This window comes from Rheinheimera sp. EpRS3, from assembly GCF_001513785.1.
GTDB lineage: Bacteria > Pseudomonadota > Gammaproteobacteria > Enterobacterales > Alteromonadaceae > Alishewanella.
This window is the reverse complement of record NZ_LNQS01000009.1, coordinates 217419-232581: the sequence shown is the minus strand read 5'-3', so window position 1 is coordinate 232581 and position 15163 is coordinate 217419. Positions and strand designations below refer to the sequence as shown.

Sequence of the window (15163 nt, the reverse complement as noted above, 5' to 3'; positions counted from 1 at the left end):
CACTCAAAACTCAAAACTCAAAACTACCTAACCCTATCCCCACTGCCCTTCCCGGCAACAGTCATAAAAATATACTTAAAGTAGTCCGCTACCGTAAGCTGTGCCAGCATTTTGGCGTCTGTTTCTGCCAGCAATACCGGCGTAGACATATCAATATCGTTAACCTGTGCCAGCCCGGTAATGCCAGGTCTCGCATTTAGCACACCACGCTGCTCACGTTCGGTTATTAACTCTTCCTGGTTAAACAAACAAGGCCGTGGGCCTACCAGGCTCATTTCGCCTTTTAACACATTCCAAAGCTGCGGCAGTTCATCCAGTTTGCTTTTACGCAAAAAGCCGCCAAATGGCGTTATAGCACTGGCACTGGCTAAATGGCTGGCGACATGGGCGGTATCCGGCTTCATGGTACGAAACTTTACTAAAGTAAAAGGCTTTTTATGCCGCCCCACCCTTACCTGGCGGAATATCGGCGAACCGGTATCAAATAAACCAATAATAGTAAGCACAACCAGCACCGGAAAACCAAACACTAAGCCACAAAAAGCAAAAACAATATCCAATAAACGTATTAACATAATTCCTCTAAAATTTGCCAGCGACAACTAAACACTCAAAACTCAGCACTAACGTAATCATTAAGTATTGCGAGGTACTCAGCTGAACTTAAACGGGTCATCCTGTTATCTCCTCAGCACTTCCCCGTATCATCTTCACAAAGGGCTCTGAACCATCAGCACTGCTAACAATATCAATTTTCTGCTCACCTAATTTTTCAAGTATCCGCCACCGGGCCGCTCGTTGCCGTTTTTTATCAAACCCTCCGGACAGCACCAACAAATCAATATCGCCACCACAAGCGGAATCATCAACTCTGGAGCCAAATAAAAATACCCTGGCAGACGCATCTTCTGCAGTTATAGCTTTAAATATTACTGTTTTTTCAAACTCAGACAGACGCATAGCATAATTCCTTAGCCAACCGCACCAAGTTTAACCAGCTAACAAGCTTTTAGCCACCAACACTCAGCACTGACAACTAAAAACTCAACACTCAACATTTATCACTCAACCCTTCGCTGTAAAGCAGCGAGCAATCCCCTCTTCCACCGTCACCGGTGGCGTCCAATCCAAAGTATCCTTGGTATGGCTAATATCTAACTGCAAATTACCGCATAGCCTGTCTATCACTGCCTGCTTACCGGTAACTTTACCTGCCAGTTTTAACCAGCTTACAGGTACTGGCAGCAGCCTTGGCATTTTACCGGCTGCCCGCGTCATCATTTGCAGCAGTTCTGTGGTAGATACATCCTGGTCATCACTAACCAAAAAGGTCTGGTTCGCCGCATTAGGGTGTTCTATACAAGTAACAATTAAATCAACCAGATTATCCAGTGCCACCAGGCTGCGCTTATTATGGATGGCTCCTAACGGCAACGGCAGGTTTATCCGCGCTAGCTTCATCATAGCGGCAAAGTTTGCTTTAACACCTGGGCCATAAACCAACGGCGGACGAATAATTACCACCTCCATGCCGGTTTGTGCTGATATCTGCTTCAGTCCGGATTCAGCTTCTGCTTTGGAGATGCTATAAGGATCTTCGGGCGTGGGCGTATCGTCGTATCGAAAAGCTTTGTTTTCAGATGTCGCCTCGCCATTAACTTTTATCGAACTAACAAATACAAAGCGCTTAACTCCACTGGCTGCAGCCTGTCTGGCTAAATTCAAAGTACCAGCGACATTCACGGCACGGTATTCATCCAGAGGATCGGCAACAGTATCTGCCATAACATGTACTCTGGCGGCAATATGGACAATTACACCAACATTCTGCATAACTTTGGAGTAATCCGTATTGCAGTCTATATTATCTACAACAAAATCATCTGGCCGCAAATTCCCAAAGTTTCGAACAACAGACTTAATATCGAGAAATGAGTCCTGTTTCAGACGTTTTAAAACTTGTGAACCTACAAAACCAGTACAACCGGTAATTATTATTCTTTTTAGCAAGGTACACCTTTAATTATTCTCATAAAAATCTTAAATGAAAAATTTGCAGTAAGAGCCAGACAAGCAATGTGTGTACACCTTAAGTAACGCTATTGCAATACACCTAAAAACCTAGCAGCAGAAGGAAATTTTGCTCGTAAAACTCCCCTCAACGCATAGTGAGAAAAATAATATAATGAACTAAATAATCCAAGGCGTTCGACCTCCCTATAAAATCGCCAAGTTTCTTTGGCCATCTTAACTTTGCTTGCTGAAATTTGAGCTGAATATACTCTGTATTTAGCGAGCACTTCATTAAGACCATAAGCATAATCAATCTTCTTGAGAATATTGATCCAAGTTGCAAAATCCTCACGCTTGGTGCTGGAAGGCATATAGAATTTTCCAATTTTCTCAGTATCATAAATAGCTGTTAAACAGCCAACATAGCAAGTCTTCAGCATATCTCTATAACTTGATTTCTCTGGAACACCCATAGAGCCAATAAAATTGCCATTTTCATCTACTTTTTCGTAAGCTGAATAACAAAAAGCTATATTATTTTCTTTCATAAAAGATAGCTGATACTCAAGTTTATTCGGATACCAGAGATCGTCGCTATCAAGAAATGCTATATAGCGACCAACTGCTAACTCTATTGCTTTATTCCTGGCTGTGGCGGCGCCAGAATTAATGTCCAAACTAATTAATTTGATTCTTGGTTCGCTCTCAATTAATTCAGATATTTTATCAAAAGAACCATCTATCGAACAATCATCAACTATTATCATTTCCCAACAAGTGAATGTCTGAGAAACTACTGAATTTATAGTTTCTGAAATAAATTTACTAGAATTGTAGGATGGTGTAATAATTGAAACTACAGCTGAGTGTTGCTTACCAAAATTTTTCATTCAAAAAAACCTACAAAAATATGACTAACTTTTCTAAAAACCGAAAAATTCAGTTTGTACCAGGGACGCACAAACTACAAAAAGGCATGCCATTTAAACGTCAAAAGAACATCCTAAAAAAGCCGTTTCAGGTGCATTACTGTTGCGACCATTCTTGTGAGAATAAACACTGCATTATACTTAAATGAGACAAGCATTTTAAAATAGATAAAAAGCAAATAGAAAACCCGTTTAACTTCATCAGATCTTCTAAAAGAGCTGCGTGTTGCAGAGCCAACCCTCTGTCTAACAAAATAGGTTGCGTTACCGCCAACCTTAACAACACCAAATATTTTATTCGAAATCCGCGCCATAAACAAGGAATCCTCACCAATCGCCAAGCAAACATCAAATCTGTTTGTTGATATCATATTGCGATTTAGCATTTTCGCAACAGGTGAAGAATAGTATTTCCTGGTAATAAACTTTGATGTCTCTGTGTCCGCTATAGAATCGAAACATTTCCCAATATAACTTTCTGTTGTCTCAGAAACATCATTTTCAAAATCCCTAACATTACTTATACCCATAAAACTCTCATTTGAAACGGCCAGAAGCATTTCTAAGTAATTTTCGCTGACTAAATCATCATCATCAATAAAGACAACAAATTCACTTTCAGAGTTTTCAATTAAAAAATTGCGCGCGTTTGATACTCCAGCTTCGGGGATATAACTGTAAGTTAATTGAAAAGTAAATTGCTTAGTGATATTTCTAATGTAATCCTGATAACCTTCATTTGGGCCATTAAGTGCAATATAAACGTGAAAATCGTCTTTTGACAATGTTTGCGCGTCAAGACAACGTAAACAGTCCTCTAAATAAAAGCCCGGCTTGAACGTTGGTATCAAAACGGCAATTTTTTTCATACCGAACTCCTGGCAGATTTTACTTTACCTAACCCAATATCATAATTTAGCAGTAAGAATAACAAATAGAGCATAAGGAAAAACCGTAAAGATGCATAATCAGCTCTAAAAACTGCAGATAAAACTAAATCAAAAAAAACAAAGAATGTGACAAACTGCTGTTGCTGGCTCTGTTTAACAGAGAATATTTTTACAAAAATAAATAAAAAATACAACAACATCAACAGCAAGCCAAGAACTCCAGCCTCCCAAAAAACATCGACATACATATTATTTGAAGTCACGTGCACCGCTTCGCCGGAGGGCAACACATAGTTCGTGCCTACAATTGCGAAAGACTTTAAACCATGACCAAAAACAAAGCTTATTAGGCTAGAATCTTTTACCCATTCAAAAGGTCCAAGCAGCATAGACAAACGACTACTACTACTCGCGTCAACATTTATTACCCTATTAATAATGTATTCAAAAAATGGATTATTTGAACCCAAAACAAAAAAAGTAAAAAAAACAAAAAAACAAAATAAAGCGGCTAACTTACACAAACCACTAAAACTCAACGTGGACATCTTGGTAAAGAAATAAGAAAGACAAAAGCACATAATCAAAACTATATATCCGGACGGAGATAATGACAGCAGCATAATAAAGCAAGCGAAAATAATCGCTGCATTTCGCTTTAAGCCTGAGAAAAATATAAACGCCAGAGCTATAAAATCGACAACATACATAACAAAAAAGCTGGGTTCTCTGGCAATACCAGTAACCCTGTCAGTAAAAGAATAGGTGTTTCCATAAGCACTATGTAAATTTGATCTTGTTTCAAAAGGCCAACTGACTAAACCGGTATAAAGTGATAAGGCGTGCCACAACGCCGTTAACAGCAGAATAAAAATACCGATTTTATACCATTTAAAAACCAACAACATGTTTATTTGGTTAGAAAACTGAGATAAAGATAAAACAAGCACAAAGAAGATTAATAGGTTTAAAAGCCGACCGATGATATTTAGCTGAGAATAATCAAACCGCTGCATCTCAACAATCATAGAAAAGGGTAAGCTTGCAAAACTAACCAAAAATGGAGAAATAAAAAACAGCAAAAAAAATAAAATCCTTTTATCAAGTATAGGTAGTTTTATAAATGACAACACCCCAAAAAAAACACAGAGCGCAACAGAAAGGTAAGCAAAGTAACCAGGAACGATAGTAGAAAATGTAAATGCCGAAACTCCAACAAGACAGATAGAGAAATTACGAACATTAAAATTCGATACACTCAAGTTGGCTGAAGTCGAGTTCATGTAATTCAGTCCTGCCTCAGTTCCATCATTTTCTTAAACCAGGTACCCATTGAAAACTCCATCTCTATTTTTCTTCTGGCCTGAATGGATTTTTGTTGTAGCAATTCGTTATTACTAAGGTAATTCGCTATAACATCTACCCACTTATCAATATCTAATTCAATAATACTCCCTTCCTCACCGGTGACTATTTTCTCTGCGCCCTCTCCATTAGAAACAATCGGCACGCAACCACTTGCCATACTTTCAAGTAAAGAGTAGTTTGCAAACACTACTTCAGCTGGAAATACGAACAATTTACTTTCAATATGATATTTGATTGGGTCTTTAACGAAACCAAACACCTTTATAGAATTCTGTAGATCTTTATTTTTTATTAGATTTAATATGTATTCTTCCTCCGCCAATTCAAAACTTAAATTTTTATCGTCCAGAGAGTTGAAACCAGCTATAAAAACTTTAATATCCGGGCATTGCTCACGTAGCTTTTCAACCACATTGATAAAAAATGGTACATTCCTGCTTTTCCTTATACTATTCAGAAACAGCAAATCGACACTTCTTTCCTCTTGAGGCTTATATTCTAGACACATAGGCACACAGTTGTGCAAGTAACGTAGCTTTTTCAACGGAAATCCGTTTTTTTTATATTCTTCTATGATGTTGCTTTCTTTAGCTACTACTTTAAACGCGATTGTAGTAGCAAAGACATGTTTAACATAATTTAGGCTAAATTTTTTACAGTTATGCCGCTGCAGCTCGCCTCCGCGATAAATAACGATCACTTTTCTTCTCAAAATAAAGCAAATAATTAAGTAAACCAGAAACATATTACCGGTGTCATATAATTCTACAAAATCAGGCTTTAACTTTGCGATCTTAAATAGATACAACAATGAAACGACAAATTTATTACCTGATACAACCTCTACATCTGCAGAGTATTTTTTTGCATAAAAACCACTGGTATTGCTTTTATCACTTACAAGATATTTTACACTTATTTTATTCTTCGTGTATTCGGAAGCTTGATAGCCTATTTTATCTATAAAATGCTCCAAGCCCAAAACAAGCGTATTTAACTTATCTTTATTCACCATTACTCACCAAAAAAAACGTCAAAATAAATTCGTTGCTGTAGCATTCTTTAATCAATATGTAAAATATATACCAACAATCACAACTAACGTCTTGAAAACTTAACCGCATTCAATAATTCGTACGCGTCTTTTCTAAAAAAGATACCTACAAGAGGTAAAAAACAGAGCCAAATAGCGACATATGTATAAGTGCCATATTCAGAACTAAGCAGTGTTACAATAGTTAAACTAAGTAAAAGTGTTACAAAAAAGTATATTTTTGCTCTGGGGAAGGATCGCCAGATCAAAGATGAAACCTCTGTTCTCATCATAAAAAACACTACGTAAGCAGTTGCATTGCTGACAACAGCACCTGCTGCACCAAACATTGGCACCAATTTAATACTAAGTAGTACGTTTACCAAAAAAGCAACCAGTGTTATCCAAATAGTAAGACCTGTGCGTTTTGTAATACCAATACCCACGCAGGTTACTTCTGACAAGGTGTACATCAAAGGAGGGATTAGTGCGCACAGTATCAAATACTTTACTGATGAGTAACCTTCGGGCAGTAAGTAATCTGTTAGCCAGGAAAAAATCCCGCACAACGCACATATTACACAAACCGCCATCAGTACCTGCTTGCTTACTGCGTGTACTTTTCCCATATCGGCACCCTCTGCATGCCATTTATATACCGTTGGTGCCCATATAACCGAGAACACTGACTGAAAAATACTTGCTGCGGCGGCAAAGCTGGCAGTGACGGAATAAAGCCCTAACTCAGATAAAGGTGCATAGAATCTTAGTGTAACGGTACTGGTAGCCATTAGGCCCCAGTATATAACTCCGGAAAAAACCAGAGGCGCGCCAAAGCTCAGCAGCTGTTTCGTGTAATCAGAGTCCGGCTTGCTTCGAAAAGCGCTTTGCCATTCTTTACGGGTATTCCAAGCATAGACGATAAGCACCGTTGATGTCGACGCCAGAAACGCAAGCTGTAAGGCAAGAAACTCTCTGGCAATACCTGTGAAGATAATGATGCCCACTGCCGAAAGCATAACTAACTTAGGGATAATCTGGCTCATTGAATACGCCAAGCCACGCTCTTGCATCCGTAAGATCAGTGAGAGAAACCTAGAAATAAAAGCCGTTATTACACAGTACAGTGTTATCCAGAAATACGTGCCTGCGTCTTCACCATACATTAGCAGAGATATATCTTCTGCAAAGACCGCACAGCATATCGCCAATATCAACAGCAATATTAAACCCGGCCAAAGACACGCCTTCAATAGAGCAGGTTTATCTTCCGTCTCGTAATAATGTCTGACATAAGCCTGATCCAACCCCAGCATACAAATCAGTAAAGCCAGCGATACCGTAACATTTAATACATTTAAGCGGCCGATATCTTCCATACTGAAAGCCCAGGCCAATACAGGAACGGTAACAAGCCCCAGGGCGGCAGCGCCTACAGGGCCCAAAGCAAACGCTAAAATCTTTCTAAGATTCATGTTTTATACAAAAGCCTTAATATTAATCAATTATGCCCCCCAAAAATATTTAAGCAAAATACGATAAAAAAATAGTTACGAAAACAACTTGTGTAATTGTTTATGATAGTTTTCTGCCGAAAAATACTTTGCAATCATTTCAGCATTACACTCATCATGCTTGAAGTCTAAAGAGTTGAATTTTTGGATATCTTTTACTGCGATATTTTTCTCTTCAAATAGTAACCATTGCGTAGTATCACTGCGCATATATACGGTTTTTCCTAAACCGAGTAAGGTTATCGTATTTCCCATTGCTTGTTGCCGCTCATGGTTAAAAAGAGCTATGTCAACGGAGCCCAAAAAACCTAAATAACGATCAAAAGACATAACTTCAGTGATTGGCTGGAACTTATCGCCAAACCACTCAACACCAAGCTCCATAACCTTCTTGGCATGAGTTGGAGAGCCATAAGACAACGGGGTGAGTATTCGTATATTTTGGTCTTTAAAAGGCAGTAATTTTTCTAATAACTCAATATGATTATTACTGGGATCTGAAGAATTACCGACTTGAATATTTATTATATCACTATCCTTGTTCGGCAAAGTATAGTTCTTATATAGATTGCTATGATACATCAAGCACTCATGATACTTACCCTTGGCTCTGTACCAATTGCGTGCCAACTGTACATCACCTTCAACATAGGTGACTAGATGTCCCATATTTTTTATTACAGGCCTACGAAAGAACTCATTCACATGCCATTTCCAATTACGCCTCCCCAATTGATACACATAAAGGTCTCCCCCCCAAACTGCCCAATAGCATTTCTTCAATAACCAAGGGAATATGAACAAAATTTTTACCAAACGTTGATTAAATAAACCATGAATAACGATTCTTTCGGCAACCTGCATTTTATACAGTAGTTCAAAGTAATAAAGAATTTTTTTAGAAAAGCCATTTAATATAAAAAGCTTCACATTTTTGAAATCTGAAAGCTCACTATCTGCTAACCCACTAGTTATTAGAAATTCGTGGCGCTCAGAATTAAATTTATCATTGATACATTTAATAAAAGATGGTAAAAAACTTGAACAGCTTGCTATATGTAGTATTTTTTTTGTCATTGATTTTTATCTAAACTAGTTAGTTTTCACTTTAAATGTCTATACTTGATTAAAAAACTCAATAGTTGCTTTGATGACACTTTCATAGTCTTTTAAGCTCATACTGTAATAAAGTGGTAATCGAACGAGTCTAGAACTCTCTTTCGTCGTAAACTTATCAACGCCACTAAATTTACCAAACTGTTTACCAGCAGAGGCTGAATGAAGGGGTACATAGTGGAATACTGCTAGTATTCCGGCTACTTTTAAGTGATTAAGAAATAACGTTCGATGTTCTATATCATCAACCTTTAGATAAAACATATGGGCATTATGCGTACTATCTTCAGGTACAGTGGGTAGTTCAATAAGTCCTCGCTGCACCAGATTTGATAGCCCATTATAGTAGCTATGCCAAATCTCCTGCCGCTTGGCTTGGATTTTTTCAGCATTCAGCAGTTGACCATAAAGATAGGCTGCCTGAATCTCGGAGGGTAAATAGCTGCTACCTACATCAACCCAAGTATACTTATCAACCATTCCTCTGAAAAACTGACTGCGGTTGGTACCTTTTTCCCGGATTATCTCGGCACGCTGGACAAAACGTTTGTCATTAATAATAAGCAGCCCGCCCTCACCACCGCTGGTTACATTCTTTGTTTCATGGAAACTAAACGCCGCAAGGTGCCCGCGAGTTCCAACAGGCTCGTTTTTGTAATATGAGTAAAATGCCTGAGCAGCATCTTCCACAACAAAAAGCTTATACTTGTCAGCGATCCGCATAATGGTGTCCATGTCACAACTGACACCAGCATAATGCACCGGGACTATCGCTTTTGTTTTATCCGTAATAGCCGCCTCTATAAGGGTCTCGTCAATATTCATGGTATCAGGGCGGATATCAACGAAAATAACTTTGGCGCCACGTAATACAAACGGATTTGCGGTGCTCACAAAGGTATAGCTAGGCATAATGACTTCATCGCCCGGCTGTATATCAATAAGAATTGCCGCCATCTCAAGTGCATGAGTACAAGAAGGTGTGAGTAAAGTTTTAAGACATCCCAACTGATCCTCAAACCATTTTTGACATTTCAGCGCGTAAGGGCCATCTCCGCATAGTTTTGATCCACGCATTGCGTCTAATACAAAATGGTCCTCGTTACCGGTATAAGGGGGGTGATTAAATGGAATCATTTTTTACATAACGCATGTAATGCGTAGCCTCTTTTCCACAATTGAACAAAAGATCCAGAATACTTACACCATGGACAAAATCCCCCCATAACTGAAGGTACTCTGGATAGCCGTTATAATCAAACCAAGACAGCGTGATGCCCACTTCATCAAAATATGAAGCCTCAATATAGTCTTTGGCAGCGGGCCCAGAAATATATTCTGTTGCACCTGCCTGCCGACAGAGGCTCACAAGACGCTCAGTTTTACCGTCATCTAGTTGATAATCCCAAGAACATGAAATTTTTGTTTCTATACCTAGGTAATCACAAATTGCAGTTATAAAAGCTAGATTCAACTCAGTAATCGTTCGGTACTCAGCCTGATACAAAGGCTCAAGCCATACTGCTATATCAGAGAAATATTTAGCCTTCCGGTAATTCATCAGAAGACCTTTCCAATGATCAGATAACCAAGAACTGCCATCAATTTCTGTGTCTCGGATACGCTGATCAAATTTCCCTTTCACTTTTACAGGAATAGTTAACCATTGAACCCCATTTGGGGTTTTTATTTGATTCCGATTACGCCAGTCCCTCCTTGTATACTGCATATCATCATAAATAATGAATTCATCTACGGCTGCAATCATATCGAAATAGCCTTTCCATGGAATATAGTTCGATTGAAGAATAGCTACTTTTTTCATTACACCGTCACGCCTTTTTGATCGTAGGTAGAGACAATATGTGCTGGCGTACCAATACACTTGGATGCAACAGGAACATCCTTAGTAACCAATGATTTAGCGCCTATCAGGCAATCATCACCGACACTCACATCCTGCAAAATAATACTATTAAATCCCATGAAAGATCTTTTCCCAATTTTTGCACGGCCGCCCAGCAAAGACTGAGCGGCAATAAAACAGTGATCGCCAACGACGGAATCATGGCAAATAACTGCTGATGACCAGATTATGCAGTTATCGCCTATTACAGAAAATGGCTCAATCTGAACCCCCGGGAAAACAATAGCATTCTTCCCAATGTTAACAGACAGATCTATACAAGCATGTTTGCTGATTACCGATGCCATTGTAAACCCTGTTTTCTTTGCAGTCTCAAACATATATTCTCGAGCTAGCATAGATTTATAACCAGCCGCAACAATAATATAAGTTTCATCTTTGGAATAAATCTCGGACAACTTATCAACAGGAGAAACTTCAAGATCCAAGAAATAATTACTATTAATATACTGTCGGTCTGCACAGAATCCGATCACTTTATAGTGGCCATCAGCTTCTGCCATATGTTTTACCAGTTTGGCAAAATCGCCAACACCATAAATAATTAGCTTCCTCATTGGAACACCACCAAAAGTTGTTTCATTAGATTCTCCGATGAGAAATATCCTCCAGCAGAAACAGGTGACCCCGAAGATAAACAATTCAGATTCATGAACTCCACAAACAGAGTCATAATAGCTCCAGCAGAACCAATATAAACAATCCTTACCACTTGTTCTCTTTACTCTGCCAGCGAAAGAAGATATTGCCCATAGTTATTTTTACTCATATTCTTGGCTAATTTCAGTAGCTGCTCTCTATCCAACCAACCTTGATTGAATCCAATTTCTTCCAAACATGCAACTTTATAACCTTGGCGTTTCTCCAGGGTTTCGACAAACTGTGCAGCTTCCAACAAGCTCTCGTGGGTACCGGTATCCAGCCAAGCAAAACCTCGCCCTAACAGTTCAACATTCAATTCAGCCAGCGCCAGATAGGCATTGTTGACACTGGTGATTTCCATTTCACCACGCTCAGAGGGCTTGACTCGTTTGGCAATATCAATGACACGGTTGTCATAGAAATACAGCCCAGTAACGGCGTAGTGTGATTTAGGCTTTTGAGGTTTTTCTTCAATGGATACAGCTTTCATATCAGCATCAAATTCAACTACACCAAAGCGCTCCGGATCTTTTACCTGATAGCCAAATACTGTTGCACCTTGCCCTGTTTCGGCACGTTTCACTGCTTCTCGCAGTTTGGGACTAAAGCCCTGCCCGTAATAGATGTTATCACCCAGTACTAAACAAACATTACTGTTACCTATAAAGTCTTCACCAATAATGAAAGCCTGTGCCAGGCCGTCCGGGCTTGGCTGGGCAGCATAACTTAAGCTAATGCCGAAATCAGAGCCATCGCCCAGTAAGCGCTGAAAAGCTGCTTGGTCTTCAGGTGTGGTAATAATAAGAATATCGCGAATACCGGCCAGCATTAATACTGACAGCGGGTAGTAAATCATCGGTTTGTCGTAAACCGGCAATAACTGCTTCGATACACCACGTGTAATCGGGTATAACCGGGTGCCGGAGCCGCCTGCTAATACTATACCTTTCATACTTTAAGCTCCCTGCCCTAAGCGTTCTAACTGATAACTGCCGTCAAGCACCGCTTGCCACCAGTCTTTATTGTTTAAATACCACTCAACTGTCTTGCGTAAGCCACTTTCAAACGTTTCTTCAGGCTTCCAGCCTAGTTCTCGCTCAATTTTACTGGCGTCTATAGCGTAGCGTAAGTCATGGCCAGGACGATCCTGCACGAAAGTTATTAAACTTTCGTAGTTTTTAATTTTGAGTGATGAGTGCTGGATTGGCGCGAGCTCTTCCAAAATAGCGCAAATGGTTTTCACCACATCAATATTTTGTTTTTCGTTATGGCCACCGATATTGTAGGTTTCACCTACCTTGCCCTCAGTTACTACCTTGTAAAGCGCTCTTGCGTGATCTTCTACGTACAGCCAGTCGCGTACCTGATTACCCTTGCCATAAACCGGCAATGGCTTACCGGCCAGCGCGTTGAGAATCACCAGTGGTATTAACTTTTCCGGAAAATGGTAAGGGCCATAGTTGTTAGAGCAGTTAGTGACAATAACGGGCAAGCCGTAAGTGCGGTGCCAGGCACGGACTAAATGATCAGAGCTAGCTTTACTGGCCGAATAAGGGCTGCTTGGCGCATAAGGCGTGGTTTCAGTAAATAAATCATCTGTGCCATGTAAGTCGCCATATACTTCATCGGTAGAGATATGATGAAAACGAAATGCCTGCTTACGCGTTTGCGGTAAGGCCTTCCAATAATTACGCGCCGCTTCCAGTAAAGTGTAAGTGCCAACTATATTAGTTTCAATAAAAGCCGCCGGACCATCTATAGAGCGGTCAACATGGCTCTCTGCAGCTAAGTGCATAACAGCATCGGGCTGGTGTTTTTCAAACAGGGCAGCCATTACTCCAGCATTACAAATATCGGCCTGTTCAAAAACATAGCAATCGGTATCCTTAATACCAACAACAGAGTTTAAATTACCTGCATAGGTTAATTTATCCACGTTGACAACAGAATCAGCCGAGTTATTAATAATATGACGCACAACTGCAGAGCCAATAAAGCCCGCACCACCGGTGACAAGAATTTTCATCCAACTACCTGTGAAGATTGATTAACTAAACCAGCAATTAGCTCAGCAGTTTGCTCCGTCATATATGGATGCATCGGCAAACTGAACACCTGCTTAGCCAAACGGGACGCTACCGGAAAGTCATTATCGGTGTAACTTAGACCGCTAAAAGCTGTCTGCTGGTGCATACAAGTACCATAGTAAACCATTGTTGGAATACCTTTTTCTTTACACTTGGCCATATCAGCATCTCTGTTACTACTGACAATGGTATATTGCGCCCATGAACTCAAATAGCTCTCTGGTACCAACGGCTTTGTATAGCTATCCGACAGCTGTTCTGTGTAATATTCAGCCAACTTATTTCTGGCAATCAGTTCAGTTGGAAATTCAGCCAACTTTTCCAATAAGATAGCAGCTTGTATAGTATCCAGCCGGCTATTTAACCCTATGCGCACGTTATCATATTTATCTTTACCCTTACCGTGCACCCTGTATGAGCGGAATAAAGCTGCATATTCGTCGTTATTGGTAAATATTGCACCGCCGTCGCCATAACATCCCAACGGTTTAGCAGGAAAAAAGCTGGTAGTGGCAATATCACCGAAACTACCGGCACGCTTACCTTCTATCTCACCCCCAAATCCCTGAGCAGCATCTTCAATTAATTTGAGTTGGTATTTGGCCGCAATTTTCTCAAGTTCTGGATAGTTAGCTGGTAAACCAAATAAATCTACCGCGACAATAGCACGTGGAACTAATTTTCCTTCAGCTATTACCTGCTGAATACGACGTTCTAAATCTTGCGGACAGATATTAAAGGTACGAGCATCCGAGTCGACAAATACTGGTGTAGCACCTGCATAGGCAATAACCTCAGCAGTAGCGAAAAATGTAAAGGTTGGGCAAAACACCGCATCGCCGGGCTTAATATCCAGTACCATCATCGCTAATTGCAGTGCGTCTGTACCATTGGCGCAGCTAATACAGTGTTTTGCGCCAACATATTCAGCTAGCTTTTGCTCCAGTTCTTCAACCTCTGGCCCCATAATATAATTGCCGTGGTCGAGTACTGTTTGAATACGTTTATCAATACGCTGTTTTAAATGCTGATACTGTGCTGCCAGATCAATAAACTGCATGTTAGCCAACCTTGCTTAAAGAATTATTTTTCAAAACGTAACGGGTACCGGTATGTTGGCATAACTCCTCGCCTTCTCCGGAAACCGGCAATCTTAAACGCTCGCCAAATTCGCTCATCCAACCTACTTGTTTAGCAGGTACACCAACCATGAGAGCGTAAGCAGGTACATCTTTATTAATAACAGCCCCAGCACCAACAAAAGCAAATTCACCAATTGTTACGCCACAGACGATAGTGCAATTGGCACCCAGCGTAGCCCCTTTTTTAACAAGGGTGTTGCGGTATTCGTCTTTGCGTTCGATTAACGAGCGTGGGTTGTACACGTTGGTAAACACCATACTGGGGCCACAGAACACGCCTTCTTCTAGATGCACGTTGTCATACACAGACACATTGTTTTGAATTTTACACTTGTCGCCAATGGTAACTTTGTTGCCAACAAAGACATTTTGACCAAGAGACACACCTTTGCCAATTTTTGCACCGCTGCACACATGGACAAAATGCCAGACACGTGATCCTTCACCAATAACCGCGCCATCATCTACAATAGCGCTGGAATGTATCTGATAATTACTCATA

At 40.1% G+C, this 15163-nt stretch carries 16 protein-coding genes; all 16 read right to left on the bottom strand.

The window, feature by feature from the left end:
• Positions 1-23 precede the first annotated feature (23 nt).
• Complete coding sequence (locus tag AR688_RS13490; protein WP_068234768.1) at positions 24-575, bottom strand: sugar transferase; 552 nt, start codon at positions 573-575, stop codon at positions 24-26.
• Between the two features lie 97 nt (positions 576-672).
• The gene (locus tag AR688_RS13485; RefSeq protein ID WP_068234767.1) at positions 673-960 is read right to left on the bottom strand and encodes a nucleotidyltransferase domain-containing protein; all 288 of its coding nucleotides are present in this window, start codon (positions 958-960) and stop codon (positions 673-675) included.
• A 105-nt stretch (positions 961-1065) separates the two neighbouring features.
• Positions 1066-2010 carry a UDP-glucose 4-epimerase family protein gene (locus AR688_RS13480; protein ID WP_068234766.1) on the bottom strand — a complete coding sequence of 315 codons (945 nt, stop codon included), beginning with the start codon at positions 2008-2010 and terminating at the stop codon, positions 1066-1068.
• A gap of 89 nt (positions 2011-2099) precedes the next feature.
• Positions 2100-2903, bottom strand: a complete 804-nt coding sequence (locus tag AR688_RS13475) for a glycosyltransferase family 2 protein (protein ID WP_068234764.1) — start codon at positions 2901-2903, stop codon at positions 2100-2102.
• Positions 2904-3016: 113 nt separating this feature from the next.
• Positions 3017-3811 (bottom strand): glycosyltransferase family 2 protein, encoded by a 795-nt coding sequence (locus AR688_RS13470; protein WP_068234762.1) that lies wholly within the window; start codon positions 3809-3811, stop codon positions 3017-3019.
• A complete protein-coding gene (locus AR688_RS13465) occupies positions 3808-5115 on the bottom strand; it encodes an O-antigen ligase family protein (protein ID WP_156420302.1) in 1308 nt (435 codons plus the stop codon). The genes AR688_RS13470 and AR688_RS13465 overlap by 4 nt, the downstream gene beginning before the upstream one ends.
• Positions 5116-5120: 5 nt before the next feature.
• A complete protein-coding gene (locus tag AR688_RS13460) occupies positions 5121-6215 on the bottom strand; it encodes a glycosyltransferase family 4 protein (protein ID WP_068234753.1) in 1095 nt (364 codons plus the stop codon).
• A gap of 83 nt (positions 6216-6298) precedes the next feature.
• On the bottom strand, positions 6299-7708 hold the full coding sequence (locus tag AR688_RS13455) for a lipopolysaccharide biosynthesis protein (RefSeq protein WP_082694778.1): 1410 nt from the start codon (positions 7706-7708) through the stop codon (positions 6299-6301).
• Positions 7709-7783: 75 nt separating this feature from the next.
• A complete protein-coding gene (locus AR688_RS13450) occupies positions 7784-8824 on the bottom strand; it encodes a TDP-N-acetylfucosamine:lipid II N-acetylfucosaminyltransferase (RefSeq protein ID WP_068234750.1) in 1041 nt (346 codons plus the stop codon).
• Between the two features lie 39 nt (positions 8825-8863).
• The gene (rffA, locus tag AR688_RS13445; protein WP_068234748.1) at positions 8864-10000 is read right to left on the bottom strand and encodes a dTDP-4-amino-4,6-dideoxygalactose transaminase; all 1137 of its coding nucleotides are present in this window, start codon (positions 9998-10000) and stop codon (positions 8864-8866) included.
• A complete protein-coding gene (locus tag AR688_RS13440; RefSeq protein WP_068234745.1) occupies positions 9987-10688 on the bottom strand; it encodes a WbqC family protein in 702 nt (233 codons plus the stop codon). The genes rffA and AR688_RS13440 overlap by 14 nt, the downstream gene beginning before the upstream one ends.
• Positions 10688-11347, bottom strand: a complete 660-nt coding sequence (locus AR688_RS13435; protein ID WP_068234742.1) for an acetyltransferase — start codon at positions 11345-11347, stop codon at positions 10688-10690. The genes AR688_RS13440 and AR688_RS13435 overlap by 1 nt, the downstream gene beginning before the upstream one ends.
• A 164-nt stretch (positions 11348-11511) precedes the next feature.
• Entirely contained in the window at positions 11512-12384 is an 873-nt protein-coding gene (rfbA, locus tag AR688_RS13430) for a glucose-1-phosphate thymidylyltransferase RfbA (protein WP_068234740.1), read from the bottom strand.
• Between the two features lie 3 nt (positions 12385-12387).
• Complete coding sequence (gene rfbB, locus AR688_RS13425) at positions 12388-13458, bottom strand: dTDP-glucose 4,6-dehydratase (protein ID WP_068234738.1); 1071 nt, start codon at positions 13456-13458, stop codon at positions 12388-12390.
• Positions 13455-14579: a DegT/DnrJ/EryC1/StrS family aminotransferase gene (locus tag AR688_RS13420; protein ID WP_068234735.1), complete on the bottom strand. Its 1125-nt coding sequence runs from the start codon at positions 14577-14579 to the stop codon at positions 13455-13457. Before AR688_RS13420 ends, rfbB begins: the two co-directional genes overlap by 4 nt.
• Before the next feature lies 1 nt (position 14580).
• Positions 14581-15162: a UDP-2-acetamido-3-amino-2,3-dideoxy-D-glucuronate N-acetyltransferase gene (gene wbpD, locus AR688_RS13415; RefSeq protein ID WP_068234732.1), complete on the bottom strand. Its 582-nt coding sequence runs from the start codon at positions 15160-15162 to the stop codon at positions 14581-14583.
• Between the last annotated feature and the right edge of the window lies 1 nt (position 15163).

Coding starts and splice junctions, on each gene's coding strand:
- AR688_RS13470 (WP_068234762.1), bottom strand. CDS start 3,811: ATGAAAAAAATTGCCGTTTTGATACCAACGTTCAAGCCGGGCTTTTAT.
- AR688_RS13440 (WP_068234745.1), bottom strand. CDS start 10,688: ATGAAAAAAGTAGCTATTCTTCAATCGAACTATATTCCATGGAAAGGC.
- rffA (WP_068234748.1), bottom strand. CDS start 10,000: ATGATTCCATTTAATCACCCCCCTTATACCGGTAACGAGGACCATTTT.
- AR688_RS13455 (WP_082694778.1), bottom strand. CDS start 7,708: ATGAATCTTAGAAAGATTTTAGCGTTTGCTTTGGGCCCTGTAGGCGCT.
- AR688_RS13460 (WP_068234753.1), bottom strand. CDS start 6,215: ATGGTGAATAAAGATAAGTTAAATACGCTTGTTTTGGGCTTGGAGCAT.
- AR688_RS13485 (WP_068234767.1), bottom strand. CDS start 960: ATGCGTCTGTCTGAGTTTGAAAAAACAGTAATATTTAAAGCTATAACT.
- wbpD (WP_068234732.1), bottom strand. CDS start 15,162: ATGAGTAATTATCAGATACATTCCAGCGCTATTGTAGATGATGGCGCG.
- AR688_RS13475 (WP_068234764.1), bottom strand. CDS start 2,903: ATGAAAAATTTTGGTAAGCAACACTCAGCTGTAGTTTCAATTATTACA.
- AR688_RS13465 (WP_156420302.1), bottom strand. CDS start 5,115: ATGAACTCGACTTCAGCCAACTTGAGTGTATCGAATTTTAATGTTCGT.
- AR688_RS13490 (WP_068234768.1), bottom strand. CDS start 575: ATGTTAATACGTTTATTGGATATTGTTTTTGCTTTTTGTGGCTTAGTG.
- rfbA (WP_068234740.1), bottom strand. CDS start 12,384: ATGAAAGGTATAGTATTAGCAGGCGGCTCCGGCACCCGGTTATACCCG.
- AR688_RS13435 (WP_068234742.1), bottom strand. CDS start 11,347: ATGAGGAAGCTAATTATTTATGGTGTTGGCGATTTTGCCAAACTGGTA.
- rfbB (WP_068234738.1), bottom strand. CDS start 13,458: ATGAAAATTCTTGTCACCGGTGGTGCGGGCTTTATTGGCTCTGCAGTT.
- AR688_RS13420 (WP_068234735.1), bottom strand. CDS start 14,579: ATGCAGTTTATTGATCTGGCAGCACAGTATCAGCATTTAAAACAGCGT.
- AR688_RS13450 (WP_068234750.1), bottom strand. CDS start 8,824: ATGACAAAAAAAATACTACATATAGCAAGCTGTTCAAGTTTTTTACCA.